Below are 24432 nucleotides of genomic sequence, written 5' to 3' on the forward strand. Positions count from 1 at the left end.
GTCGCTCAATGGCTCGCGCGCCACCAAACCGCGCCCATCAGCACGGCGATGGCCACGGCCTGCATCACCACCCGCAGGCGCATCAGCTTGTTGGAGTAGGAGCGGCCGAAATCACCCCCGCGGAAGAGGGCGAAGATGCCGAAGGCGAGCACGGTCGCGACGGCGATCAGCGCCGCCGGGATCAGGTAGTCGAACAGGTCCATAGCCCCAATTTAGGCCGCCGACGCCTGTTCGGCCATCGAGAACAGTGATTTACGGATACCGCTGCAATTGAAGCTTGACCGTCCCCGGATTGATCATGTTCAACGATCCGGATTCGGCGGTTGCGTCGCAAATCAGCCACACTCGAAAGGGATGGTCAGACGTAAAGCTCGTCACGGGACCCAGGGTCGCTCTGACGGACCAGGTCTCCTGCGTTGATTGTAGCGTTCTCCCCGTATCGCGGAACGGGGGATACTGAACATGTTCAATCCAAGTCCCCGCCAGGACGCGCCGCGGCGGGGCGCCGAGGGACGGACCCGGCCAGATGGCAGCCGACTTTGCGACGTTCCGGCCCCCCGGAGCCCGCGCCATCACACTTGAGCAGTCAAACGAGCGCCTCCCCCGCGCTCCCTCGAAGGTCATGAGATGAAGCACGTTTCTCCCCTCCAGCCCGCCGCCGAAACCAAGGTGAAGGTGCCCACCCGGCGTGCGCTCGCGAAGCAGCAGACGCGCGCCAAGGTGCTGGCCGCCGCGCGCCGCCTGTTCAGCGAGCAGGGCTATGAAGGCGCCACCATCCGCGACATCGCCGCCGCTGCGGGCATGTCCACCGGCGCGGTGTTCGCCAACTTCACCGACAAGTCCGATCTCTTCCGGGAGATCATGATGGCCGACATGATCGCGCTCAGCGACGCCATGCGCGAAGCCGCCGGCCGTGGACGGACGATCGAGGACGCCCTGCTGAAGATGTTCAGCGCCGGCTACGCCTTCTACAAGTCGCAGCTGCCCCTGGCCCGCGCCGCCTTCTGCGTGTCCTGGGCGCCGCAGGACGGGCCGGCGATCCGCAGCGCCGCCCCGGTGCAGGCCCTGCACGACCTGATCGCCGAACAGCTCGAGGCGGCGGTCGCCCGCGGCGAACTCGGCCAGGAGTCGGAGGTGAAGCTGCGCACCCAGATGCTGTTCGACGCCTATCTGTCGAATTTCCCGCAGGCGATCTTCCACGGCTGGAGCCTGGACGCGCTTCAGGCGCGCGCCCGCGACCAGATCCGCATCCTGCTGGCGGGCGCCCGCCGCGGCTAGCAGGCTGGGCCGGGGGGCCATGGATGAAGGCGGATGTCGGATCGCGGCCGGGCGTGCTCGGCGCCCGGGCCAACAAGCGTGAGGCGACCCGCAACCGCGTGCTGAACGCGGCGCGGGAGCTGTTCGACACCTCCGGCTACCAGGGCACGACGATCCGGGAGATCGCCCGCCACGCGGGCGTCTCCGTCGGCAGCGTCTTCACCACCTTCGCCTCCAAGGGCGAGATCCTCAGCCAGGTCATGCAGGACCGCCTGGAGCCGCTCTACGCCGAGCTGGACCGGGTGGTCCCGCACCTGCGGGGCTCCACCGCCGACCGCCTGCGGTCGATGTTCGCGATCCACTTCGCCTTCGAGGCTCCGCGGGCGCGCCTGTTCCTGGCGCACATCGCGGCGGCCTACGACTGGACCCTGCCGCCGACCGCCCGGCCCTACGGCCATACGCCCAGGCTGCAGGAGGTTATCCGCGAATGCCTCGCCAAGGGTGTCGAGGCCGGCGATGTGGACCCGGCCGCCGACCCGCAGGAGATCATCGACCTGCTGATGGCCGCCTACGCGTGGATCTGGCGCCTGGCGATCACCAGGGCCGCCGACGCCCAGGCCATGACCGAAGCCATGGACCGCCAGATCGGATTGATCTGCGAGGGCTTTCGGCCGCGCTAGCCGCCGCTCAGTTCGCGCCTTCGAGCAGGCGGCGGGCGATCACCTGGGCCTGGATCTCACCGGCCCCTTCGAAGATGTTGAGGATGCGCGCGTCGGCGAGCACGCGGCTCACCGGCTGCTCGACGGCGAAGCCCGTGCCGCCGTGGATCTGCACGGCGTTGTCGGCCGCCGCCCAGGCGACGCGCGCGGCCACGAGCTTCGCCATGCCGGCCTCCAGATCGCAGCGGCGGCCCTGGTCCTTGGCGTCGGCGGCGAACCAGGCGAGGCGACGCGCGCCCAGGATCTCCGCGGCCATCATCGCCAGCTTGTTGGCCACCCGGGGGAAAGCCGCCAGGGGCTCGCCGAACTGGCGCCTCGCCAGCGCATAGTCGAGGGCGAGGTCCAGGGCGTTCTGGGCGACGCCGATCGCCCGTGCGGCGGTCTGGATGCGGGCGCTCTCGAAGGTCGCCATCAGCTGTGCGAAGCCCTGGCCCTCCTGGCCGCCCAGCAGATTGGCGTGCGGCACGGCGAAGCCGTCGAAGGCGATCTCGTATTCCTTCATGCCCCGGTAGCCGATCACGCCGATCTCGCCGCCGCTCATGCCCGGGGCCGGGAATGGATCGACCTCGGTCCCGCGCGGCTTCTCGGCCAGGAACATGGAGAGGCCCCGGTGGTCCTTGGAGGAGGGATCGGTGCGGACCAGGAGCGTCATCAGATCGGCGCGGGCGGCGTGGGTGATCCAGGTCTTCGCCCCGGTGACCTGCCAGGCGTCGCCGTCGCGCACGGCGCGGGTGCGCAGGCTGCCGAGGTCCGAGCCCGCCTCGGGCTCGGTGAAGACGGCCGTGGGGATGATGGCGCCGGAGGCGATGCCGGGCAGGAACCGGGCCTTCTGGTCCTGCGTGCCGTGGGCCAGGATCAGCTCGGCGGCGATCTCCGAGCGGGTGCCCAGGGAGCCGGTCCCGATCCAGCCGCGGGACAGCGCCTCCGAGACCACGCACATGGCCACCTTGCCGAGGCCGGACCCGCCCCACTCCTCCGGCGCCGTCAGGCCGAAGACCCCGAGATCGCCCAGCTCCTGCAGCAGTTCGAGCGGGATCAGCTCGTCGCGTAGGTGCCAGCCGTGGGCGTGCGGCGCGATCTTCTCCGCGGCGAAGGCGTGGAACTGGTCGCGCACCGCCTCCAGCGTCTCGTCGAGGCCGCTGGCCTCCAGCGAGGGCCGCCCGCGGGCCTCGTCCAGCAGGGCCACGATGCGGGCGCGGACCGCCTGGGAGGCGCCGGGCCGCAGCCGCGCGATCACGGGTTGCAGGCGCGCGGCGTCCGCGCCCAGGTCGCCGGGCCGGAACATCTCGCCCTGGTTCATCGGCAGGCCGCCCGCGAGCTGGCTCAGGTACTCGTAGGCCAGCAACTGGGCGGGCAGGGCTTCCGCCTCGCCGAGGCCGGGGCCGAGCGTCCGGGCCCAGGCCGCCGTCTGGCGCAGGGTCTCGGCGTAGGCGGCGGCCCAGGCGAGGCCGTGAGCCCCGTGCTGGGCGGCGTCGAGGGCGGCGCGGTCCAGGCGGCCGTCGGGGCGCACCTGTGCGGCGATGGCGTCGCGCAGCTCGGTGACGAGGGCGTCGGCCTCGCGCGCGGCGAGGTCCAGGAGGTCGGTCAGCTGGGGCAGGACAAGGCTCATGGCCCCCTTATAGGCGATGCTTGCCTTGCGTCGCGTCAGGGGGCTTTGCTGGCCGCCTTCTCCGGAGAGCCGTCATGATCGTCGTCCACCACCTCAACGACTCGCGCTCGCAGCGCGTGCTGTGGCTGCTCGAGGAGCTCGGCGTCTCCTATGAGATCAAGCGCTATGCGCGGGACGCCACGACCCGGCTCGCGCCCCCGGAGCTGAAGGCGGTGCATCCGCTCGGCAAGTCGCCGGTGATCACCGATGGCGAGCGGACGGTCCACGAATCCGGGGCGATCATCGACTACCTGGTGCGCCGCCACGGCGGCGGGCGCCTCGCGCCGGCCCCGGGGACCGACGCCCACGAGACCTACCTGCAGTGGCTGCACTACGCCGAGGGCTCGGCCATGCTGCCCCTGATGCTGCAGCTCTACGTGGGCCGGCTGGGCGAGGCGGCCGCGCCGCTCCAGCCGCGCATCGATAGCGAGATCGCGAACCACCTGGGCTATGTCGACCAGGCCCTGGCCGGCGGCGACTGGCTGCTGGGCGCCGAGCTTTCGGCCGCCGACATCCAGATGAGCTTCGTGGGCGAGGTCGCCGGCGCGTTCGGCCGGCTGGCGGCCCACCCCAACCTCGCGGCCTGGGTCGCGCGTTTCCAGGCGCGGCCGGCCTACAAGGCGGCCCTCGAGAAGGGCGGCGCCTATTCGTTCGCGCGCGGCTAGCGGCTAGAAGCGGCCCTCGAACGGGTCGTCCAGCAGGCCGTCGAGGAAGTCGAACACCGTCGCCTTGGTCAGCCCGTGCGGGATGGCGGAGAAGTGGTCGCAGCCGGGCAGGGACACGCCCTTCCCGAGCGGGAAGACGCGCGCCAGGTCCTCGGGATCGCCGGCGCCCTCGTCCCGCTGGCCGGCCACCACCAGAACCGGCATGGGCAGGGCGGCCATGGCGGCCTCGTCCAGCGGCGGGTTCTGGGCCTGGACGAAAGCCGCCAGCGCGCGGCGGTCCTCGCCCTGCTCGTCGGCGAACTGGCGGAAGCTGCGCAGGAAGGGGTGGGTGATCGTCGCCGGGTCCTCCGCGAGCATGGCGTCCGCCATGATGCTCCCGCGGTCGGTCGAGGGCTCCAGCAGACGGCCGCCGACGCCGCCCAGGATCAGGTTGGAGAACCGGTCGGGGGCGAGAATCGCCGCCTGCAGGGCGGTGCGCGTGCCCATGGAGTAGCCGAACAGGTCGCAACGCCGGACGCCCAGGTGATCCATCAACGCCAGGGCGTCGCCGGCCAGCTTCTCGCGGGTGTAGTCGGCCGGGTCATAGAGCTTGGCGCTCTCCCCATGGCCGCGCTGGTCGAGGCCGATCACCCGCATCCGCCGCCTCTCGAAGGCGCCGTACCAGCCGGTCCTGCGCCAGCCCTCGCTGCGGTTCGAGGCGAAGCCGTGGAGCAGCAGGACCGTCCGCTCCGCCTCGCCGGCGGGGGCGATGTCGTCATAGGCGAGGGTTACGCCGTCGGGGGTGGTGAAGCTGGCCATGGGGCGGAACCGTACCCTCACGGCGTCTCGCCGGTCCACTCCCAGTGCCAGGGTTCGAAGGGGTAGTTCACGAAGCCGAAGCGATGCGCGTTGGCCACCAGCCAGCGGTAGGTGGGCGTCCGCGTCATGTGGAGCCGGTTGGCGTCGGCGCTGGAGTCCGGACCGTAGCCCGGCGCCTGGCCGACGTAGAGATCCATGGCCAGACCGGTGCGGTGGGGCGAGCAGCGGGCGCGCACGATGCCGTTGCAGTTGCCGTCCCGGGCGCAGCGGGCGGCGTCGTAGGCCGGGCTGCGGTAGGCGGAGAAGATGGTCAGGTTGCGCGGGTCGCGGGCGATCTCGGGGACCTCGGCCTTGGCGGCGTCGACCATAGCCCGATAGGCGGCGAAGGCGCCGGGGCGCAGCTCCACGTGCTTGCCCGCATAGCCCTCGCGGGGCCGGCCGGCGGTGAGCCGCGCCTCCGACGGCGGGCTCGGGCAGACGCCGCGCGAGGACAGGCGCACGAAGGCCCGCTTCTCCTGAGCCTGGCCCTTCAGGTGCTGGAAGGCTTCCGGGCTCATCACCCCGTTGGGGAAGATCCGCTGGTCGCCCTGCCAGGCGGCGAAGGCGGCGGCGAAGCCGGGGGTGTCCGGGGCGCACGGCGTGCCGATGGCGGTCTGGATCAGCGGCACATAGACCTGCCAGCCTGTTTCGGGCCGGCGGAAGGGCGCCCACTGCAGGCTGGTCAGGCTGCGCGCGTTCTGCCGGGCCGCCCGCTCCCAGCCCCGGGCCAGGCCGCAGTCGGGGGCGGCAGGAGGGGTCATGGGCGCGGGGGCGGTGGCCACGGCGGGGCCTGTCCGGCGCGGCGGCGCCTCCGGCTTCTCTCCGGTCACCCGCCACACGAGCAGGACAAGCAGGACCACGGCCGCGCCGAGCGCGCCCAGGAACCGCAGAGCATCTGAAGCCTTGAACGTCACGATGCGTAACAAATGCGCATCGTGAAGCCGAGGTCCAAGATGCCCGCTGCAAAGGTCGCGCTCCTGCTGGGCGCGTCCGCGCTCCTCCTGGCCGCCTGTTCGGAGCCCGCCCCGGGTGGCCGCCAGGCGGCGCTCCCCGCCCCTGACGTCCAGCCCGCGCCGCTGGCGATCCCGGCGGTGACGCCCTCGTCGTCCCCCGTGGGGCAGGCCATCGACAAGGCCCAGTGGGGCACGCAGCTCACGCCCGACCAGATGCGGGCGCTCCTGATCCGCACCCAGGTGCTGCTGTCGCGCGCCCACTTCTCGCCCGGCGTCATCGACGGGACGGACGGCGACAACCTGAAGGACGCGGTGCTGCACTACGAGGCCGCCAACGGCCTGCCCGCCGACGGCAAGCTGGACCAGCAGGTGTTCGAGCGCCTGGCCGCCGATTCAGGGCCGGTGATGACCGACTATGTGATCGCCGAGGCCGACGTGAAGGGGCCGTTCGTCGAGACGATCCCCACCGACTACAAGGAGATGGCCGCCCTCGACCGGCTGGCCTTCACCAGCCCGGCCGAGCTCTTGGCCGAGAAGTTCCACATGGACGAGGTCCTGCTGAAGGCGCTGAACCCCAACGCCGACTTCGGCGCCGTGGGGACGAGGATCCTGGTCGCCGCGCCGGGGCCGGAAACCCTGCCCGCCGCCGTCACCCTGGTGCAGGTCGACAAGGCTAAGCGCCAGGTCCGCGCCTACAGCCAGGACGGACGGCTGGTCGCCTCATATCCGGCGACCATCGGCTCCTCCGACATGCCGACGCCGGCCGGCGAATGGGCGGTCAACATGGTCGCCTTCGACCCGACCTGGAACTACGACCCGTCGAAGCTGAACTTCGGCGACAAGTCGGCGGGCAAGCTGACCATCAAGCCCGGGCCGAACAACCCGGTGGGCGCGGTCTGGATCGACCTCACCAAGGACACCTACGGCATCCACGGCGCGCCGGAGCCCCGCCTGGTGGGCAAGACCGCCAGCCATGGCTGCGTGCGGCTGACCAACTGGGACGCCCGCCAGCTCGCCTCCGCGGTGTCCAAGGGGACGAAGGTGGTCTTCGTGGGGACGCCCCAGGCGGCCCCGGCGAAGACCTAGCTCCGCCAGCGCAGGACGGTCGGCTCCACCGGATTGCGGAAGGGCCGGCTCTCCCGGCGGCTGGCGGCCCATTCGCGCTTGAGCTGCTGGTACCACTTGGCCTGGCGGTCAGCGTCCTCGATCCACATCAGTGGCGGGTCGTACTTCAGGCCCTGGTTCTGCAGGTTCACCATCTCGCCGTCCTGGCGCAGGAAGGTCCGCGCGCCGGCCCGGATGAAGGGGCGCAGCAGCAGGAAGGCCGGATGGTCCGACCAGCCGAGCTGGGTGATCCGGGTCTTCGTCTCGTTCACAGGGGTCAGGCAGGTCAGGGACAGGACCTGCCGGCGCCCGACCGTGACGTGCTCCCAGCGCAGGCCCGGCAGGCGGAAGGTGATCTCGGTCAGCGGCTGGCCGCCGAGGACGGCGTAGGCGCGGGAGTTCTTCGACGGCTCGTGGCGGACCATGGCGAAGCCCGCCTCGCGCGGCTCGAACCGCTTGGCCTTCTCGTGCTGGCTGCCCGCCGAGCGCCACCACCACTGCTGGTGCACGTAGGGGCCATGGGCGGGGTCCATCAGGCCCACCACGGCGTGATCGATGTGGGCGTCGAAGGTCATGCGGTCGACGATCTTCGGCGGCCCGCCCACCACGCCCGGGAACACCGGCGGCGGCTCCGCGGGCTCCGCCGTGGGGTCCGAGCCCATCCAGACGAAGACCAGGCCTTGGCTCTCCGCCACCGGGTACGAGCGCACCCGGATGCGGGAGACGTCCATCTCCTGGTCCGCCACCAGGGACGGGATGGCCGCGCAGGCGCCGTCCTGTCCGAAGCGCCAGCCGTGGTAGGGGCACTCCACCGTCTCGGCGCCCGAGGCCTCGGCGCGGAAGCGGCCCGCCGACAGCGGCGCGGCCCGGTGGGGGCAGATGTCGCGCAGCGCGAACAGGGCTCCCGACTTCGAGCGGCCGAGCATCACCGGCTCGCCCAGGATCTCCTGGCGAACCAGGCGGCCGGGCTTCAGGTCCGAGGCGAGCGCGGCGAAGTACCAGATGTCGGTCAGGAAGCCCTGGCCGAACCGGGCCTGGGCGCGCGCCATCTTGGTTTCGCCGTCTGGCATGGCCCCGTTCCTAGCCCTCCGCTCGCCGCGGTGGAAGCCGGGAGCTAGACGAGCTTCAGGAAGGCCGCGGCAAATGGGGAGAGGCCGAGCGAGCCGGCGCGGAGCTCCGCCTCGCCGCCGAGCGGCAGGACCTCGGCGCCCGCGAAGGCGGCGTCCGCCATCACGGCGGGCTGGGCGCCCAGGTTGAAGACGCAGGCCACCGCGTCGTCCCCGAACCGGCGGACGAAGGCCAGCACCGGTTCCGGCGCATCGAGGAAGGAAAGCTCGCCCAGGCGCATGGCCGCGGAGCTGCGCCGGAAGGCGATCATGGCTCGCGCGAAGGCCAGCACTGACTCTGGGTCCCGCTCCTGCTCGGCGACGGTGAGGCCCTCGTGCTCGCGGGCCGCCGGCAACCAGGGCTGGCCGGTGGTGAAGCCGAGATTCGGGCCCGGCGCCCACGGCATGGGCGTGCGGCAGCCGTCGCGGCCGCTGTCGTAGGGCCAGTAGAGGTCGCCGACCGGATCGCGCAGCTGGTCGCGGGAGAGCGACGCCTGCGGCAGGCCCAGTTCCTCGCCCTGGTAGATCAGGGTGGTGCCCTTCAGGCTGACCAGCAGGGCGAACAGCATCTTCGCCAGCTCAGGCGGCGCGTGCTTGCCCCCAAACCGGCTGACGGTGCGCGGCACGTCGTGGTTGGAGAAGCTGATCGTCGGCCAGTGGAAGGGGTAGTCGGCCAGGGTGGCGTAGTGCTCGCGCACGAAGGCCGGCGTCAGCTTGCGGGCGAGCAGCATGACGAAGGTGTAGCCGGAGTGCAGGCCCTCCTCGGGCGTGCAGTAGGCCCCGCAGCGGGCCTCCTCCTCCGAGAACTCGCCGAACACGAAGCGGTCGCCGCCGCCCCGGCCGTCGTGGGCCTCCACCCGGCGCCGGATGAGTTCCAGCATCTCCACGTTCTCGGGCAGGTTGGAGTCGTGCAGGTGGCGCTGAAGGTTGCCGGCGTGACCCCAGTGCAGGCCGGTGCGCTCCTCGACCGGCACCGGCGGATTGTCGGTCAGCGCCTCGTCGTGGAGGTAGGTGCCCGCGACGTCGAGCCGGAAGCCGTCGACGCCCTTCTCCAGCCAGAAGTCGAGCACCGAGAGCGCCGCCTCGCGGGCCGCCTCGTTGCGCCAGTTCAGCTTCGGCTGCTGGCGCAGGAACTTGTGGTGGTAGTGCTGGCGCCGCTTCGGCTGATAGGCCCAGGCCGGGCCGCCGAACACCGAGAGCCAGTTGTTCGGCGCGGTGCCGTCTTCCTTCGGGTCCGCCCAGACGTACCAGTCGGCCTTGGGCCCATCCGGGCCGCCGGTAAGGCTCTCGACGAACCAGGGATGCTCGTCCGAGGTATGGCTGAGGACCTCGTCGAGGACGACCTTCAGGCCCCGGGCGTGGGCGGCGTCCAGCAGGCGCTGGACGTCGTCGGGGCTGCCATAGTCGGCCTGCACGCCCTCGAAGTCGGCGATGTCATAGCCCCAGTCGCGGTTGGGCGAGGGGTGGATCGGCGACAGCCAGATGCCGTCCACCCCGAGGCTCTCGATGTAGTCCAGGCGGGCCACGACGCCCGCAAGGTCGCCATGGCCGTCGCCGTCGCTGTCGAAGAAGGACCGGACGTAGACGTGGTAGAGGACCGCGCCCTTCCACCACGGCTCTGACACGTCAGGCCTCGGAGGCGTGGCTGATGATCTTGGAGACGATGCCGTAGTCGACGGCCTCCTCGGCGCTCAGCCAGTAGTTCCGCTGGGTGTCCTTGACGATCCGCTCGACCGGCTGGCCGGTCTCCTCGGAAATCATCCGGTTCACGCGGTCGCGCATCTTGATGATCTGCTCGGCCTCGATCTGGATGTCGGAGGCCTGGCCGCGCATGCCGCCCGCCGGCTGGTGCAGCAGGAAGCGGGTGTTCGGCAGGCAGAGGCGGTTTTCCTTCTTCGCCCCCAGGAAGATGTGCGCGCCGGCGCTGGCCACCCAGCCCGTGCCGACCACCTTCACCGGCGCTTCGACGAAGCGGATCATGTCGTGGATGGTGTCGCCGCTTTCGACGTGGCCGCCCGGCGAGTTGATGATCATCCGGATGGGCTTGTCGCTGTCGGCGGCGAGCGCGGTGAGCTGGGCGGTGACCCGCTCGGCCAGCCGCATGTCGATCTCGCCGAACACGAGCACCGTTCGGGACTTGAACAGCGCGTTCTGGACGGGCCCGGCCGTCATCGGCATGTCGGGCAGCCGGCCCTTGTCCTCGTCGTCGCCGTCTTCGTCGTCGAGTCGGCCGGTCCACTGGTGGCGCATAGATACCTCGTAGGTCGCAGGTCTTCGGAGTTATTTGCCCGCGCGGGTTCCGGCAAGGGCCGCCGTGCGGATTGTGGGGCTAGGACGCCGCCGTCGCGATCAGCCGGGCGTAGAACTGCACCGCCTGCTCGAGGTTCTTCAGCGTCAGGTGCTCGTTGGTGCCGTGGATCATGCCGACGTCCTCGAGCGACAGATCCATGGGCTGGAAGCGGTAGACGTCCTGCGCCACCGGCTGGAGATAGCGGCTGTCGGTGCCGGCGGTGACCAGGGAGGGCGCGACCGGCGCCTTCGTCACCTCGCCCGCCACGGCGGCGACCACCCTCCAGGCGTCGGAACGCATGGATGAGACCGGCGATGGCTCATCCGGCGTCTTGGCCCAGGCCAGCGTCACCGGCAGGTCGCCCACGGCCTCCTTCGCCCGCGCCATGACCGTGGCCGAGGTGTCGCCCGGGGCCAGGCGGTAGTTGATCCAGGCGGTGGCGTCCTGCGGCAGGACGTTCTCCTTCGGGCTGCCCTTCAGCATGGTGGGCGCGATGGTGGTGTGCAGCAGGGCGGCGCCCGACGGGGTCGCGCCCACCTGGCCCACCAGCATCGGCTCGAACAGCCAGCTGTTGGCCACCGCCATGCGCACCGGGAACGGGGCGTCCGGAGCCAGCACCTGCAGCATGTCCGCCCCCGGCCCCCGGAAGGCCATCGGGAACGGCCGGTCGGCGATGGCGGTGACGGCGCGGGCCAGCGTCACGACGCCGCCGGCGTCCTGCGGCGGGGCGGAGGAATGGCCGCCCGGCGCCTTGGCGGTCACCACCAGGGTGGCGTAGCCCTTCTCCGCCGTGCCGACCAGGGCGAGCTTGCCGTCGGTGACCGGGTTGTCGGTGATAACCGCCAGGCCCTCGTCCAGCACGAACTGGGCGCGGATACCTCGCGACTTCAGCAGGGCTGCAGCGGCGCGGGCGCCCTGGCCGCGCACCTCCTCGTCGTGCCCGCTCACCAGGATCACGGCGCGGCGGGGGCGGAAGCCCCGGGCGGCCAGCGTCTCGACGCCTTCAAGGAGGGTGATCAGCGACCCCTTGTCGTCGATCGCGCCCCGGCCCCAGACCGCGCCCTCCGCGATATCTCCGGCGAAGGGGGCATGCTTCCAGTCCCGCTCCGTGCCGGGCGTCACCGGCACGACGTCCTGGTGGGCCATCAGCACGATGGGGGCGAGCGACGGGTCGCTCCCCGGCCAGGTGTAGACGAGGGTGTGGCCGGCCACGACCTCGCGGCGCAGGACGGCGTGGGCGGCGGGATAGGCGGTCCGCAGGAAGGCGTGCAGCCGGTCCCACTCGGCGGGCTGGTCGTGCGCCGGGTCCTGGTGGCTGACAGTCCGGATGCGGATGGCGGCGGAGAGCCTCCGGGCCGCGCCGGCCACGTCCACGGCCACGGGTGCGGCGACCCGCACCGACGAGGCGTCGGCGGTGACGGGCGGCTTGTAGGTAAGGGTGCGCACGAGGATCACGGCCACCAGCAGCAGCACGGCGGCGAACACGATGAGCGCGATCCGGCCCAGCAGGCGCATGCGAGGGTCCCTCCCCAAGGAAGCGCGACCTTAGGGGTTCCGGCGCGGTTGGGAAGCGGCTGAACCGTGCGGCCGCCCACCCGTTCCGCCGCCGTGCCGTTCCGCCCGCCCAAGCTGAAGCCCGTTTCGCCCGAGATGCTGGCGCTCGCCGGCCTCTGGACGACGCTCACCGACCTGGCGCTGGCGGGCCTCGCCGTGCTGGTCTTCGTCAACGCCTGGGCCCCGCCGCAGGACCTGCCGTGGAAGCCGTTCAGCCTGAACCGCCCCGTGGGCCTGGCGACCCATACCCAGTTCATGCGGGCCGCCGCCGATCCGGCCCTCTGCCGCGCGGCGCTGACGGAAGGCCGCGTCACCTTCACGGAGGAGCCGGACCGCGACCTCGGCGAGTGCGCCACCGAGAACACCGTGCGCATCCGGGACGGGACCGCCGTCCCGCTCTCCCCCACCGCCCCCGTGGTCACCTGCCCTGTGGCCCTGGGCTACGCCATGTGGACGCGCCATGTGGTGCAGCCGGCGGCCCGCGACCTGCTGCAGACCCGCATCGCCCGGGTGGAGCACTACGGGACCTACGCCTGCCGCAACATCTACGGACGCGAGGAGGGCCGGCGCTCGGAGCACGCCTTCGCCAACGCGATCGACGTGGCGAGCTTCCGCACCGCCGGGGGCGCGCGGATCACCGTGGTCGGCGACTTCCGCGACGAGGACGCCCGCGGCCGGTTCCTGCGTCGGGTGCGCGACGGCGCCTGCCCCTGGTTCCGGGCGGTCTTGAGCCCCGACTACAACGCCGCCCACCGCGACCACCTGCACCTCGACCACGGCCGCTGGGGCGTCTGCCGCTAGGGCTTCGGCCGGAACGCCAGGAAGCTGTTGCCCGGGGCCTGGCCGAACATGCCGTAGCCGGAGTTCACGAACAGCAGGCCGTTGGCCGCGACGATCGAGGCCGCGTCGATGGAGCCGCCCCGGGCCTTCACGCCGTTCAGCGTCTCGAAGTCGCGCAGAGTGTCGTAGCGCCAGAGCTCCTGGCCGGTGCCTGCGTCGAGGACGAACAGCCGCCCGTCGAGGCTGCCCTGGACCACGGCGCCGTCGATCACCGTCGGCGCGCCCGAGAAGCCGTAGAGCCGCTCGCAGCGGGGCGCCTTCTTCCCCCGGTCTCCCGCGCAGTCCGGCGTGGCCGAATAGTGCCAGCGGATCTCGCCGGTGTTGGCGTCCACGGCGTACATGCCGGGCTGCAGCTTCGGGTCGATGGGCGCGCCGCCGGGCAGAGGGCGGCCGATCTGGGCGACGGGGACGTAGACGGTGTCCTGGTCGAAGGCGATGCCCCAGTGAATGCCGCCATTGGGCGCGCCGGTGCCGATGTCGCGCCGCCAGACGACCCTGCCCGTGTCCGGATCGAGCGCCCAGACCGTGCCCGACTTCTGTCCCGCCAGGACCAGCTCGCGGCCGCTCTTCAGCTTGGCCAGGATCAACGAGGCGCCGAAGTCCACGTCGCGGTAGACCGTCTCCTTCACGCAGTTCAGCCGGGTGGGCGCAGGGTTCGGCCCGCAGCCGGCGTTGAAGATGTCGTTCTCCGTGGCCTGCAGGCTCCAGGCCTCCGTGCCGTCCTGCAGGCGGATGGCGATCAGGGCGTCGGTGTTGCGGTGGGCCGGCGGCGAGTTGGCCTCGCCGGTGCCGAAGAAGATCAGGCCGCGCTTCTCGTCGACCACCGGCGAGTTCCAGATGGGCGCTCCGGACGGGCCCATCAGCGGCTTGCCGTCGCCGCGGTCGCGGATGGGCTGGGCGTCGGGCATGGTGTCGTAGCGCCACTGCTGGGCGCCGGTGGCGGGATCCAGCGAGACCACGAAGCCGTGGTTGGTGCAGCAGGTCACCGCGTTGTCCGCCGCCTGCATGATCTCGTACTGCGAGACCGGCACGATGATCCGGTCCTTCAGCACGCGCGGCGTGCCGGTGGTCAGCGAGTAGGAATAGGCCCCGACGTTCTTCGTCCAGAGCGCCTGGCCGGTGCGCGCGTCCACCACGTGGACGGTGGAATCCAGGCCGGAGAAGGCCAGCACCGGCCGCCCGTCGGCGATCACCCCGTAGGACGCGCTGGTCCGGAGCGGCGCGCCGCCGGGCGTGCGGTAGATCCACTGCACGCAGGGCTTGGCCGGGTCGCTCACGTCGAGGCTGTAGAGGGCCGCGGCCTCGGCCACCGGCAGGAACAGGTTGTTCCCCACCACGGCGGCCTGGGAGCGCATCATGGTCACGTCCGGGAAGCCGACCACCCAGGCGAGCTCCAGCCGGCCGAGTTTCGCCTTGCTGAGGCCGGTCTGGCGGGGCGTGAGCGTGCGCGTCTGGCGCGGGTCGAAGCCGAAGGTGGCGACGCTGGCGGGGCCTTTCAAATCGACCTTCGCCCGCGCGCCCTGGCACATCATGGCGCCGGTCCAGGCGTCGGTGGTCACGGTGGAGCGGCCCGTCAGGTAGTTGATCAGTTGGCCGCGGGTCTCGTCGGTGAGGGTCGCGCCCTGGACCTTCATCTTGCCCTGGGTGAGCGCGTAGTTGAGCGCCTGGTAGCTCATGGCCTCCAGGGTGGCCCGCGCGGGCGAGCGGCTGGCCTCGGGATTGTCGTGGCAGGCGGCGCACTGGGTCCGGTAGATCGCCTGGCCCGGATGGGGCAGGGGCGTCTGGGCCAGCGCCGCACCTCCCGCGAACAGGCTGCACATGGCGGCCGCAGCCGCGGCCAGGCGCGATAGGCGCATATCTTCCCCCCTTGGTCCCGCGCTCCTCGCCCTGCGGCGGGGCGCGTTGGCCATGAGGATAGGTGATCGGCGGTCAGGAAGTCGACCGCGGCTTGACGCTGCGGCGCGGGGCGTCGCAAATGGCCGCCAAGTCAAACAACTGTTTCAAGAGGAGCGCGCCATGAGCGAGGTGATGGACAAGCCGAAGGTGCTGGCGGGCGGCCTCTTCGACCTGACGGGCAAGGTGGCGGTGATCACCGGCTCCTCCCGCGGCATCGGCCGCGCCATCGCCGAGCGCATGGCCGAGCAGGGCGCCAAGGTGGTGATCTCCTCGCGCAAGCCGGGCCCGTGCGAAGAGGTGGCCGCGCTGATCAACGAGAAGAGCCCCGGCCACGCCATCGCCGTGCCGGCCAATATCTCGTCCAAGGAGGACCTTCAGCGGCTGGTCGACGAGACCCGCAAGGCGTTCGGAAAGATCGACATCCTGGTCTGCAACGCCGCGTCCAACCCGTTCTACGGCAGCCAGCTCGACATCACCGACGACGCCTTCAACAAGATCCTCAACAACAACATCGTGGCCAACAACTGGCTGATCTCGATGGTCGTGCCGGAGATGCGCGAGCGGAAGGACGGCGCGATCATCGTCGTCTCGTCGATCGGCGGCCTGCGCGGCTCCACGACCATCGGCGCCTACTGCATCTCCAAGGCGGCCGACATGCAGCTGGCGCGCAACCTCGCGCAGGAACTGGGCCCCCACAATATCCGGGTGAACTGCATCGCGCCGGGCCTGGTGAAGACCGATTTCGCCAAGGCGCTCTGGGACACGCCCGAGGGCGAGAAGCGCGCCAGCTCCGGCACACCGCTGCGCCGCCTGGGCGAGCCCGACGACCTCGCCGGGGCGGCCATCTACCTGGCCTCGCGCGCCGGCGCCTGGACCACCGGCCAGACCATCGTCGTGGACGGCGGGAGCACCTGCTGAGCTAGACCCTGACCACCATCTCCAGCCCGCCGTCGAAGGGCAGGGTGAGGGCGCGCAGGCGGTTGGCGGGGTCGGCCACGTAGTCGAAGAAGCGGCGGTAGGCGTGGCGGAACTGGTCGGTGTTGTCGGCCAGGACCACCGCGCCGAGCCGCAGGTGCGGGCCGATCAGCTCGATGGCCGGGCGCGCCATCTCGGTCCAGATGTCCATCAGGACGAAGTCCACCGGCCCGTCGATCACCTTCAGGGTCTCGCGCAGGTCGCCCTCGCGCAGGTCGATGAAGCCTGAGAGCCCGGCCGCCTCGAAGTTCGCCCGGGCGCGGGCCGCCTTGGCCGGCTCGTACTCGGTGGCGATCACCGTCCCGCCGCCGTTGTCGCGCACCGCGGCGGCCAGGTAGTGGGTGGAGACGCCGTAGGAGGTGCCCACCTCCACCACCCGCCTCGCCCGGAGCGAGCGGCAGAGCAGGTAGGCGAACTCGGCCTTGATGGGCTCGAGCGCGATGAGCTTGTCGGCCATGAAGCGGTTGGCGTCGGCGTCGAGGGCGTCCCAGGAGAGGTCCCCCTTCTGCGCCCGCTGGGCGAAATAGCCGAAGACCGCGGGCTCCTGGGCCCGGCTCTCGGCCTGCAGGGCCTCGATCCGCGCCTCCAGGGCCGGATCGGACAGCACGCTCATTCCGGCCATTGCGGCGCCTCGTACTGCATGGCGCCGGCGATGTTGCCTTCGGTGTCCTGGAAGAAGATCAGCTTGCCGACCGTCTCGATGTGGAAGGGCGGCATGATCACCTTGCCGCCGGCCGCCTCGATCGCCCCCATGGTGGCCTCGATGTCGTCAACCCCGAAGGTGATCTCCATGCCCGGCATCCTGTGGCCGCCCACATCGCGGCGGCCCTGCAGGGCGCCGCGGAAGCCCCGCCCCGCGTCGCGGACCTGATAGAAGCCCGGCGGCCCCCAGGGCTGGAAGCTCCAGCCGAACACCGTCTCGTAGAAGGCCCGGGCGCGGGGCACGTCGTCGGCGTTGATGGCGAAATGGCGCAGGGTCGCAGGCATGGCGGCGCTCTCCTTATCCGCCGCCAGCTTGGCCGTTCGCGCAGCGTCGCGCTTGCGCTATCCTGACAATCCATGTCGCAGGCGCGCCAAACCCTCCGTGACCCCGATGGCTTCCCCGTGCGCGGGCTGGCGGTGACCTATGGCGACCGCGCCCGGCTCGACACCCACACCCATCCCTGGGCCCAGCTGGTCTATGCGGCGAGCGGGGTGATGGTGGTGCAGACGCCGGACGCCGCCTGGCTGGTGCCGCCGACCCGCGCCATCTGGGTGCCCGGCGGCACGCCGCACGCCATCGAGATGCGCGGGACGGTGGCCATGCGCACCCTCTACCTGGCGCCGCCGGGCGAGCACCCGACGCTCGCCGCGTGCCGGGCGATCGAGGTGGCGCCCCTGTTGCGCGAGCTGATCCTGCACATCGTCAGGCTCGGCATGCTGGACGCCGGCCGGCCCGAGCACGAGCGGCTGGAGGGCCTGCTGACCGACCTGCTGGCGGCCGGCGAGACCGCGCCGCTGGAGCTGCCGCTGCCGCGCGATCCGCGGGCCCGGGGCTTCGCCGCGCGCATCCTCGCCGAGCCCGGGCGGGAGGACACGCTGGCGGACCTGGCGCGCGGCGCCGGGGCGTCCCTGCGCACCCTGCAGCGGCTGTTCCTCGCCGAGACCGGCCTGCCGCTGGAGGCCTGGCGGAGCCGGGCGCGCATGCAGCAGGCTGTGGTGGCGCTGAGCGCCGGCGCCTCGGTGACGGAGACGGCGCTGGAGGCCGGCTACCAGAGCCCCTCGGCCTTCATCGCCGCCTTCAAGCGGGCGTTCGGCGCGACGCCGGCGCGCTACCGCGCACGGCGCTGATCGAGAGCTCGCGCGCCCGCGCCAGCCGTTCGACCCCGGCGTCGAGGGTCGCGTCGCGTTTGGAGAAGCACAGGCGCAGGATGGTGGTCACCGGCGCCTCCTCGTAGAGGGCCGAGACGGGGATGGAGGCGACGCCCGCCTCCCTCACCGCGCGCACGGCGAAGGCCCGGTCCGGCTCGTCGATCCCGGAGGCCGGCAGGTCGACGTTCAGGAAGTAGGTGCCCTGGCTCGGCAGGACGGCGAAGCCCTCCCGCCTGAGGCCCTCCGTCAGCCGGTCACGGGCGCGCGCCAGGTCGCGCGGCATGTCGGCGAACCAGCCGGCGGAGTTCTCCAGACCCCAGGCGACGGCCGCCTGCAGGTTCGGCGGGGTGGTGAAGGTCAGGAACTGGTGGGTGCGGGCCAGCGTCCGGGTGAGCTCCGGGGCGGCGCAGAGGAAGCCCACCTTCCAGCCGGTCAGGCCGAACATCTTGCCGGCCGAGCCGATCTTCACGCACCGCTCGCGCATGCCGGGAAACGCCATCAGCGGCCGGTGGACGGCGGCTTCGAACACCACCTGCTCCCAGACCTCGTCGCAGATGGCGGTCAGGTCGTGGGCGACGCAGAGCTCGGCGAGCAACGCCAGGTCCTCGGCCGGGAGCACCACGCCGGCCGGGTTGATCGGGTTGTTGAGCACGACGTAGCGGGTGCGCGGCGTGATCGCCGCCTCCAGTCGGGCGCGGTCGAAGCGCCAGCCGGGCGGCTCCAGGCGCACGAACCTGGGAATCCCGCCGGCCCGGCGGATCAGCGGGACATAGGCGTCGTAGAGCGGCTGGAAGACGATCACCTCGTCGCCCGGCTCGATCAGGCCGAGGAAGGCCGCCGCCAGGGCCTCGGTCGCGCCCGAGGTGATCGTGACCTCGCTCTCCCACTCGAGGTCGAGCCCCTGTGCGCGCCCGTAGTGGCCGGCCACCGCCTGGCGCAGCTCCGGCAAGCCGGCCATGGGCGGGTACTGGTTGTAGCCGTTCAGCACGGCGTCGGCGGCCCGGGCGCGGATCGGCTCCGGCCCCGGGTCGTCCGGGAAGCCCTGGCCGAGGTTCACCGCGCCCAAGGTGCGCGCCAAGCCAGACATCTCCTCGAAGATGGTGGTCGGCAGGCTTGAGAAGATCGGGTTCGCCATGATCTTCTCTTCAGACCAATTCCGAAGGCGCACGTCCATGGAGATCGTCCAGTTCCGCCCCGAGCACGCCGAGGCGTTCCGCACCCTCAACGAGGCGTGGATCGCCCGGCATTTCACCCTCGAGCCGAAGGACCGCGAGGTGCTGGAGGACCCGCAGGGCCAGATCCTCGCCAAGGGCGGGAAGATCTTCATGGCCCTGGACCACGGCCGGCCGGTGGGCTGCGTGGCCATGGTCGCGATGGCGGACGGCGGCTATGAGGTGGCGAAGATGACGGTGGCCGAGGGCCTGCGCGGCTCCGGCCTCGGGCGCAGCCTAATGCAGCGCTGCATCGACGAGGGCCGCCGCCTCGGCGCGCCCAGGCTCTACCTGGAGACCAATTCCAGCCTCACGCCGGCGCTGGCCCTCTACCGCGCCATGGGCTTCCGCGAGCTGGAGCCCTCCGACACCGAGTACGCCCGCTGCGACGTCTGGATGGAGCGGCCCTTACCTCCCCTGTGACGCAGCGACGGTCCCCCTCCCCCGCTTCGCAGCGGAGGAAGGTCGTTGCGAATGACTCGCAACTGCAATAGCGTCAGCGCCTCAGATGGAGCTGGCGATGGACGACTTCGATTCGGGCCTGACCTGCGGCGAGCGGCTGCTGCTCTGCGGATTGAGGGTGATGGCGGCGGACGCGACCTGCGTCGACCTGCGGCCCTCCTTCGAACGGGCGTGCGGTTGCGCCGGCCCGGCGGCCTTCCGGGCGCTGGAGGCCTTCGTCCAGCAGCTCAGGATCCATGGCCGGCGCCGGATCGCGGTGGCCCCGCCGTCGGCTGCGCCGCCCACGGCGGACGAGGCGCTGGTGCTGGAGGCCTTCGCCTGCGCCCAGGCTGACGACTACCAGGGGCTGGACGCACGGCTGGCCCGGCTCACCGGGGACGAGCCGCCGGGCGCGCTCGGAGCCGCGGCCTGCCTCGTGGCGGAGGCGTTCGGGATGAGCGGCCTGGTGCTGCCCGTGCGGATCAGTGCTGGCTGGCCAACACGACGCCCAGCAGCACCGCCGCCCAGTGTGCGGCCGCCGCCGCCACCACATGGCCATGCCAGATGGCTCGCGAGAACTTCAGGCGCTTGTTGACGTAGAACACCACGCCCGTGGAGTAGAGCAGCCCGCCGCTGGCCAGCAGGGCGAGGGCGTACCAGGCCAGGTTGTCGATCATCGGGCCGAGCGCGATGACCACCAGCCAGCCGAGGGCCAGGTAGACGCCGACCCAGAACTTCCGGTCGAGGCCCGCGAGGAACAGCTTGCCCAGCGCCCCGAGCGTGGCGATCGACCAGACGGCCGCGGTCATGCCCCAGCCCCAGGCTCCGGGCAGGCCCAGGGTGAAGGGGGTGTAGGAGCCGGCGATCATCAGGAAGATGCCGGCGTGGTCGAGCCGGCGCAGGGTCGGCCGGTAGCGATGATGGGCGAAGTTGTAGGCGGTGGAGAAGCCCAGCATGGCCACGACGCCGGCGGCGTAGATCGAGACCCCGACGATGGTGCTGATCCGCCCGGCGCCGACGGCCATCACCAGCAGCACGATCCCGCCCACCAGGGCCAGCGTCAGGCCCACCACGTGGACGACCAGGTCGGCGCACTTGGCGGCGGGCGTCGGGTAATGCCGGGGCGGCTTTGCGAACGTGTCGGTCATGGGGACACCTCTAGCGCCCCCACGTGTCACGCTGATGGCGCCGGCGTCTAGTCCTCGCGGACGCGCTTCTTGCGGAAGGAGGGGTTCAGCACCTTCTTGCGCAGGCGGATGGACTTGGGCGTCACCTCCACCAGCTCGTCCTCTTCGATGTAGGCGATGGCCTGCTCGAGGGTGAGGCGGCGCGGCGGGGTGAGACGGACGGCCTCGTCCTTGCCGGACGCGCGGACGTTGGTCAGCTGCTTGGCCTTCATCGGATTGACGTCCAGGTCGTCGGACCGGGAGTTCTCGCCGATGATCATGCCCTGGTAGGTCTTCTCGCCGGCGCCGACGAACATGGTGCCGCGCTCTTCCAGGTTCCACAGGGCGTAGGCCGCCGTCTCGCCGTCGGAGTTGGAGACCAGCACGCCCTTGCGGCCGGCGTCGATGGGGCCCTTGTAAGGCTCGTAGTGGCTGAACACGCGGTTCAGCACGCCCGAGCCGCGGGTGTCGGTCAGGAACTCGCCCTGGTAGCCGATCAGCGAGCGCGACGGGCTCATCAGGCTGATGCGGGTCTTGCCCGCGCCCGAGGGGCCCATGTCCTTCAGCTCGGCCTTCCGGGCCGACAGCTTCTCGATGACGATGCCGGTGAACTCGTCGTCCACGTCGATCATCACGTCCTCGATCGGCTCCAGCCGCTCGCCGGTCTCCGGATCGGTCTGGAACACCACCCGCGGGCGGCTGATGGAGACCTCGAAGCCCTCGCGGCGCATGCCCTCGATCAGCACGCCGAGCTGCAGTTCGCCGCGGCCGGCCACCTCGTAGGCGTCCTTGTCCGGGGTCTCGGTGACGCGGATGGCGACGTTGGATTCCGCCTCCTTCAGGAGGCGCGCGGCGATCACCCGGCTCTGCACCTTGTCGCCTTCGCGGCCGGCCAGCGGGCTGTCGTTGACCGACACGGTCATGGAGATGGTCGGCGGGTCGATGGGCTGGGCGGGGAGGGCCTCGGTGACCTCCATGGCGCACAGGGTGTCGGCCACGGTGGCCTTGGATAGGCCGGCGATGGCGACGATGTCGCCGGCCTCGGCGCCCTCGTCCACCGGCTGGCGCTTCAGGCCGCGGAAGGCCAGCACCTTGGTGATGCGCCCGCGCTCGATCTCCTTGCCCTCGCGGGACAGGGCGTGGATGGCCATGCCCGGCACGGCGCGTCCGGCCTCGATGCGGCCGGTCAGCAGGCGGCCCAGGAACGGGTCGCTCTCGATCAGCACGGCGAGCATACGGAAGGGCTCGTCCTTGCGCGCCTCGGCCGCCGGCGGCGGCACGTGGTCGACGATCAGGTCGAACAGCGGGGCCAGGTTGTCGTTGGGTTTGGACAGGTCGAGGGTCGCCCAGCCGTTCTTGCCCGAGGCGTAGATGTGCGGGAAGTCGAGCTGCTCGTCGGTCGCGCCCATGGCGGCGAACAGGTCGAAGGCGTCGTTCAGCACCCGGTCCGGGTCGGCGTGCGGACGGTCCACCTTGTTCAGGCAGAGGATCGGGCGCAGGCCCATCTTCAGCGCCTTGCCGAGCACGAACTTGGTCTGCGGCATGACGCCTTCCTCGGCGTCGACGAGGAGGACGCAGCCGTCCACCATGCCCAGGATCCGCTCCACCTCGCCGCCGAAGTCGGCGTGGCCGGGGGTGTCGATGATGTTGATCCGGGTCTCGCCAGCCTTCCCGTGCCAGAGCACGCTGGTGCACTTGGCCAGGATGGTGATCCCGCGCTCGCGCTCCTGGTCGTTGGAGTCCATGGCGCGCTCGACGGTCGCCTCATTGGCTCGGAACACGCCGGACTGGGCGAGCAGCTGGTCCACGAGCGTGGTCTTGCCGTGGTCGACGTGGGCGATGATGGCGATGTTGCGCAGCGACATGGGGTGGGCGGTCTTCGTCTTTCAAGGAAGGCGGGCTTGTAGGCGAGGCGGGGCTTCACCGCCAGCCACAGTTCGCAGGCGCGACGGCCTGCCCCGGACCGTGCGGGTCCCATGGCGAAGCTGTTTTGCGGTGCACCCAAATATGCCTGCAATGCAGCGGAAATTCAATAGACGGAAACTATTGAGGAAATTTCTTGTAACGGAATGTGATAGCGGTATCTTGACGGTGCTAGCTTGCGTTTTTGTGCGCTGCACCGTATATGGAGGATGTGAGGCGTCGCTGACGCCTCTGCCCTTCCTGGGCGTTTCCTCCCTAATGAACTAGCCGCGCCGCTTGGCGCGGCTTTTTTTTGCCTCAGCCGGCGCGGAGCGCGCTCCAGTCGGCGGCGGCGAGGGCGCGGGTCAGCGCCTCCAGGTGGCCCTTGAGCCGGTCGAAGCCGGCGGTGGGCGAAAGCCGCGCCTCATCGAGGTAGAGCGCCCGGTTGATCTCGATCTGCAGGGCGTGGGTGCGCCGGGCGGGGCGGCCGTAATGCTCGGTGGTGTAGCCGCCCGCGTAGGGGGTGTTGCGGGCCACGCGATACCCCAGGGTCTCCAGCTCCCGCTCGACGCGCGCCGTGAGCAGGCCCGCGCAGGCCGCGCCGAACCGGTCGCCCAGCACGATGTCGCACGGCCGGTCGCGGCCGCCGGCCTTGGCCGCGGCGGCGGGCATCGAGTGCCAGTCGATCAGGATGGCGAAGCCGTGCGCTGCTCGCGCCTCGGCGATCAGTCCGGTCAGGGCGGCGTGGTAGGGCCGGTGCGCCCCCTCGATCCGGGCGCGGGCCTCGGCGAAGGTGAGCTTGCGGGCGTAGATCTCCTGGCCCTCCGACACGACCCGGGCGATCGCGCCCAGGCCAGCGGCGACCCGGGCGGTGCGGGCGCGGGCGAACTCCGGCAGCTCGTCGGCGAACATGCCGGGGTCGAGCTCGAAGGCCTCGCGGTTCAGGTCGATGTAGGCGCGGGCGAAGCGGGCGGTGATGACCGAGGCGCCCAGGCCGGGCGCGGCGGCGATCAGGTCGTCGACGAAGGCGTCCTCGGAGCGGCGGATGGCCAGCGCGTCCAGCGCGGCGGCGGCCATCATGTCGTCGGGGTAGAGCCGCCCGGAGTGCGGCGAGGCGAAGACGAGCGGCGTGGGCGGCGGCCCGCCCTCCGGTCCGGCGCGGCGCACGTCGAAAGCCACGGGGCGCGCGGTCGCAGGCTCGGCGGCGATGGGCTCCCAGGCGTTCATCTCGCCCATAGAACGCTCAGCCGACGGGATCGGTCAAAGGGTTCATCGCGAGTTTACGCTTGGCGCGCTATGCTTTCGGCTTCCTGACCGAACTCCGACCGCCAGGCCCCGAGCCCATGCCCCGCATCCTGCTTGCCGAAGACGACGATTCCCTGCGCGGCTTCCTCGCCCGCGCCCTTGAGCGGGCGGGCTACGACGTGGTGGCCTGCGCCGACGGCGACGAGGCCGCGGCCATCCTCGACCAGGACTGGGACCTGCTGCTCACCGACATCGTCATGCCGGGTATGGACGGCATCGAGGTGGCGCGCCAGGCCGCGGCCCGGCACCCCGGCCTGCGGATCATGTTCATCACCGGATTCGCCGCCGTGGCGCTGGCCGCCGGCGAGCAGGCGCCCCCCGGATCCAAGGTGCTGTCCAAGCCGATCCACCTGCGCGAGATCGTCTCCGAGGTGGAGCGGATGATCGCAGCCTGAGACTTGGCTTGCGCGGGCGCGGGCCCGCCGTTATATCCCCGCCTTCCCGAGACGACCGGTACGGACGCGTAGCTCAGCGGGAGAGCACTACGTTGACATCGTAGGGGTCGCTGGTTCGATCCCAGCCGCGTCCACCATCCTCCTCCCCACCTTTCCAGTCTCCCGAGGCTCAGCCCGGCGGGGGCGGTGTTCCGTGACGGAAGCTTGACGTCGCGGCGCCCGTCCGGACGCCGGAACCCCTTTCGCCACATGGTGTTGCGCGGGCGCCGCTCGGCGCGAGCGTCGTTATTCGAACGCTGGAATCTGTGTAGCGCGCC

Annotated in this window: 25 protein-coding genes and 1 tRNA gene; 11 read left to right on the plus strand and 15 right to left on the minus strand. The window is 71.3% G+C overall.

The genetic code is table 11. From position 1 onward, the window contains the following. Positions 1-5 precede the first annotated feature (5 nt). Entirely contained in the window at positions 6-203 is a 198-nt protein-coding gene (locus VM685_RS08775) for a twin transmembrane helix small protein (RefSeq protein ID WP_325459763.1), read from the minus strand. Positions 204-627: 424 nt separating this feature from the next. Here VM685_RS08775 and VM685_RS08780 point away from each other — a divergent pair, with 424 nt between their 5' ends. After that, positions 628-1278, plus strand: coding sequence for a helix-turn-helix domain-containing protein (locus tag VM685_RS08780; protein ID WP_325459764.1), 651 nt, complete (start codon positions 628-630; stop codon positions 1276-1278). Between the two features lie 23 nt (positions 1279-1301). Continuing rightward, a complete protein-coding gene (locus VM685_RS08785) occupies positions 1302-1937 on the plus strand; it encodes a TetR/AcrR family transcriptional regulator (protein ID WP_325459765.1) in 636 nt (211 codons plus the stop codon). 7 nt (positions 1938-1944) lie between these two features. Here the strand turns inward: VM685_RS08785 and VM685_RS08790 are convergent, their stop codons facing one another. Beyond that, positions 1945-3585 carry an acyl-CoA dehydrogenase family protein gene (locus VM685_RS08790; RefSeq protein ID WP_325459766.1) on the minus strand — a complete coding sequence of 547 codons (1641 nt, stop codon included), beginning with the start codon at positions 3583-3585 and terminating at the stop codon, positions 1945-1947. 74 nt (positions 3586-3659) lie between these two features. On the opposite strand from VM685_RS08790, the gene VM685_RS08795 reads away from it, so the two are divergent. Continuing rightward, on the plus strand, positions 3660-4289 hold the full coding sequence (locus VM685_RS08795; RefSeq protein WP_325459767.1) for a glutathione S-transferase: 630 nt from the start codon (positions 3660-3662) through the stop codon (positions 4287-4289). Between the two features lie 3 nt (positions 4290-4292). On the opposite strand, the gene VM685_RS08800 is transcribed toward VM685_RS08795, so the two are convergent. Together VM685_RS08800 and VM685_RS08805 are read right to left on the minus strand one after the other, a co-directional pair. Next, positions 4293-5087, minus strand: a complete 795-nt coding sequence (locus VM685_RS08800; RefSeq protein WP_325459768.1) for an alpha/beta hydrolase — start codon at positions 5085-5087, stop codon at positions 4293-4295. Positions 5088-5104: 17 nt separating this feature from the next. Then, the gene (locus tag VM685_RS08805; RefSeq protein ID WP_325459769.1) at positions 5105-6040 is read right to left on the minus strand and encodes a D-alanyl-D-alanine carboxypeptidase family protein; all 936 of its coding nucleotides are present in this window, start codon (positions 6038-6040) and stop codon (positions 5105-5107) included. A gap of 12 nt (positions 6041-6052) precedes the next feature. Here VM685_RS08805 and VM685_RS08810 point away from each other — a divergent pair, with 12 nt between their 5' ends. Beyond that, entirely contained in the window at positions 6053-7165 is a 1113-nt protein-coding gene (locus VM685_RS08810) for a L,D-transpeptidase (protein ID WP_325459770.1), read from the plus strand. On the opposite strand, the gene VM685_RS08815 is transcribed toward VM685_RS08810, so the two are convergent. The 4 genes from VM685_RS08815 to VM685_RS08830 form a co-directional block, all read right to left on the minus strand. Beyond that, positions 7162-8253: an aromatic ring-hydroxylating dioxygenase subunit alpha gene (locus VM685_RS08815; RefSeq protein WP_325459771.1), complete on the minus strand. Its 1092-nt coding sequence runs from the start codon at positions 8251-8253 to the stop codon at positions 7162-7164. The two genes, VM685_RS08810 and VM685_RS08815, sit on opposite strands and share 4 nt — an antisense overlap. A gap of 44 nt (positions 8254-8297) precedes the next feature. Continuing rightward, positions 8298-9914 carry an alpha-glucosidase gene (locus tag VM685_RS08820; RefSeq protein ID WP_325459772.1) on the minus strand — a complete coding sequence of 539 codons (1617 nt, stop codon included), beginning with the start codon at positions 9912-9914 and terminating at the stop codon, positions 8298-8300. A gap of 1 nt (position 9915) precedes the next feature. Further along, positions 9916-10539: an ATP-dependent Clp protease proteolytic subunit gene (locus tag VM685_RS08825; RefSeq protein ID WP_325459773.1), complete on the minus strand. Its 624-nt coding sequence runs from the start codon at positions 10537-10539 to the stop codon at positions 9916-9918. 79 nt (positions 10540-10618) lie between these two features. Further along, positions 10619-12094, minus strand: a complete 1476-nt coding sequence (locus VM685_RS08830; RefSeq protein WP_325459774.1) for a M20 family peptidase — start codon at positions 12092-12094, stop codon at positions 10619-10621. A gap of 66 nt (positions 12095-12160) precedes the next feature. Between VM685_RS08830 and VM685_RS08835 the strand changes: the two genes are divergently transcribed. Beyond that, positions 12161-12934, plus strand: a complete 774-nt coding sequence (locus VM685_RS08835; protein WP_325459775.1) for an extensin family protein — start codon at positions 12161-12163, stop codon at positions 12932-12934. Here VM685_RS08835 and VM685_RS08840 read toward each other — a convergent pair. Further along, positions 12931-14829 (minus strand): PQQ-binding-like beta-propeller repeat protein, encoded by a 1899-nt coding sequence (locus tag VM685_RS08840; protein WP_325459776.1) that lies wholly within the window; start codon positions 14827-14829, stop codon positions 12931-12933. The genes VM685_RS08835 and VM685_RS08840 overlap by 4 nt on opposite strands. Positions 14830-14989: 160 nt before the next feature. Between VM685_RS08840 and VM685_RS08845 the strand changes: the two genes are divergently transcribed. Next, positions 14990-15787 carry an SDR family oxidoreductase gene (locus tag VM685_RS08845; protein ID WP_325459777.1) on the plus strand — a complete coding sequence of 266 codons (798 nt, stop codon included), beginning with the start codon at positions 14990-14992 and terminating at the stop codon, positions 15785-15787. A gap of 1 nt (position 15788) precedes the next feature. Here the strand turns inward: VM685_RS08845 and VM685_RS08850 are convergent, their stop codons facing one another. Both VM685_RS08850 and VM685_RS08855 read right to left on the minus strand, forming a co-directional pair. Further along, positions 15789-16457, minus strand: coding sequence for an O-methyltransferase (locus VM685_RS08850; protein ID WP_325459778.1), 669 nt, complete (start codon positions 16455-16457; stop codon positions 15789-15791). After that, positions 16454-16831: a VOC family protein gene (locus VM685_RS08855; protein ID WP_325459779.1), complete on the minus strand. Its 378-nt coding sequence runs from the start codon at positions 16829-16831 to the stop codon at positions 16454-16456. The genes VM685_RS08850 and VM685_RS08855 overlap by 4 nt, the downstream gene beginning before the upstream one ends. A gap of 72 nt (positions 16832-16903) precedes the next feature. On the opposite strand from VM685_RS08855, the gene VM685_RS08860 reads away from it, so the two are divergent. Next, entirely contained in the window at positions 16904-17674 is a 771-nt protein-coding gene (locus VM685_RS08860; protein ID WP_325459780.1) for a helix-turn-helix transcriptional regulator, read from the plus strand. Here VM685_RS08860 and VM685_RS08865 read toward each other — a convergent pair. Continuing rightward, positions 17625-18830, minus strand: coding sequence for an aminotransferase (locus VM685_RS08865; RefSeq protein WP_325459781.1), 1206 nt, complete (start codon positions 18828-18830; stop codon positions 17625-17627). The two genes, VM685_RS08860 and VM685_RS08865, sit on opposite strands and share 50 nt — an antisense overlap. A 37-nt stretch (positions 18831-18867) precedes the next feature. Here VM685_RS08865 and VM685_RS08870 point away from each other — a divergent pair, with 37 nt between their 5' ends. Both VM685_RS08870 and VM685_RS08875 read left to right on the plus strand, forming a co-directional pair. Next, positions 18868-19329, plus strand: coding sequence for a GNAT family N-acetyltransferase (locus tag VM685_RS08870; protein WP_325459782.1), 462 nt, complete (start codon positions 18868-18870; stop codon positions 19327-19329). 97 nt (positions 19330-19426) lie between these two features. Continuing rightward, the gene (locus tag VM685_RS08875; RefSeq protein WP_325459783.1) at positions 19427-19942 is read left to right on the plus strand and encodes a hypothetical protein; all 516 of its coding nucleotides are present in this window, start codon (positions 19427-19429) and stop codon (positions 19940-19942) included. On the opposite strand, the gene trhA is transcribed toward VM685_RS08875, so the two are convergent. The 3 genes from trhA to VM685_RS08890 form a co-directional block, all read right to left on the minus strand. After that, positions 19830-20495: a PAQR family membrane homeostasis protein TrhA gene (gene trhA, locus VM685_RS08880; protein ID WP_325459784.1), complete on the minus strand. Its 666-nt coding sequence runs from the start codon at positions 20493-20495 to the stop codon at positions 19830-19832. The two genes, VM685_RS08875 and trhA, sit on opposite strands and share 113 nt — an antisense overlap. 47 nt (positions 20496-20542) lie before the next feature. Beyond that, entirely contained in the window at positions 20543-22378 is a 1836-nt protein-coding gene (typA, locus tag VM685_RS08885) for a translational GTPase TypA (protein ID WP_325459785.1), read from the minus strand. Positions 22379-22733: 355 nt separating this feature from the next. Then, complete coding sequence (locus VM685_RS08890; protein ID WP_325459917.1) at positions 22734-23642, minus strand: N-formylglutamate amidohydrolase; 909 nt, start codon at positions 23640-23642, stop codon at positions 22734-22736. Positions 23643-23758: 116 nt separating this feature from the next. Between VM685_RS08890 and cpdR the strand changes: the two genes are divergently transcribed. Together cpdR and VM685_RS08900 are read left to right on the plus strand one after the other, a co-directional pair. Further along, the gene (gene cpdR, locus VM685_RS08895) at positions 23759-24115 is read left to right on the plus strand and encodes a cell cycle two-component system response regulator CpdR (RefSeq protein ID WP_325459786.1); all 357 of its coding nucleotides are present in this window, start codon (positions 23759-23761) and stop codon (positions 24113-24115) included. A gap of 62 nt (positions 24116-24177) precedes the next feature. Further along, positions 24178-24252: transfer RNA gene (locus VM685_RS08900), tRNA-Val, on the plus strand. Positions 24253-24432: the final 180 nt, after the last annotated feature.

This window comes from Phenylobacterium sp. (assembly GCF_035539035.1).
Classification (GTDB): Bacteria; Pseudomonadota; Alphaproteobacteria; order Caulobacterales; family Caulobacteraceae; genus Phenylobacterium.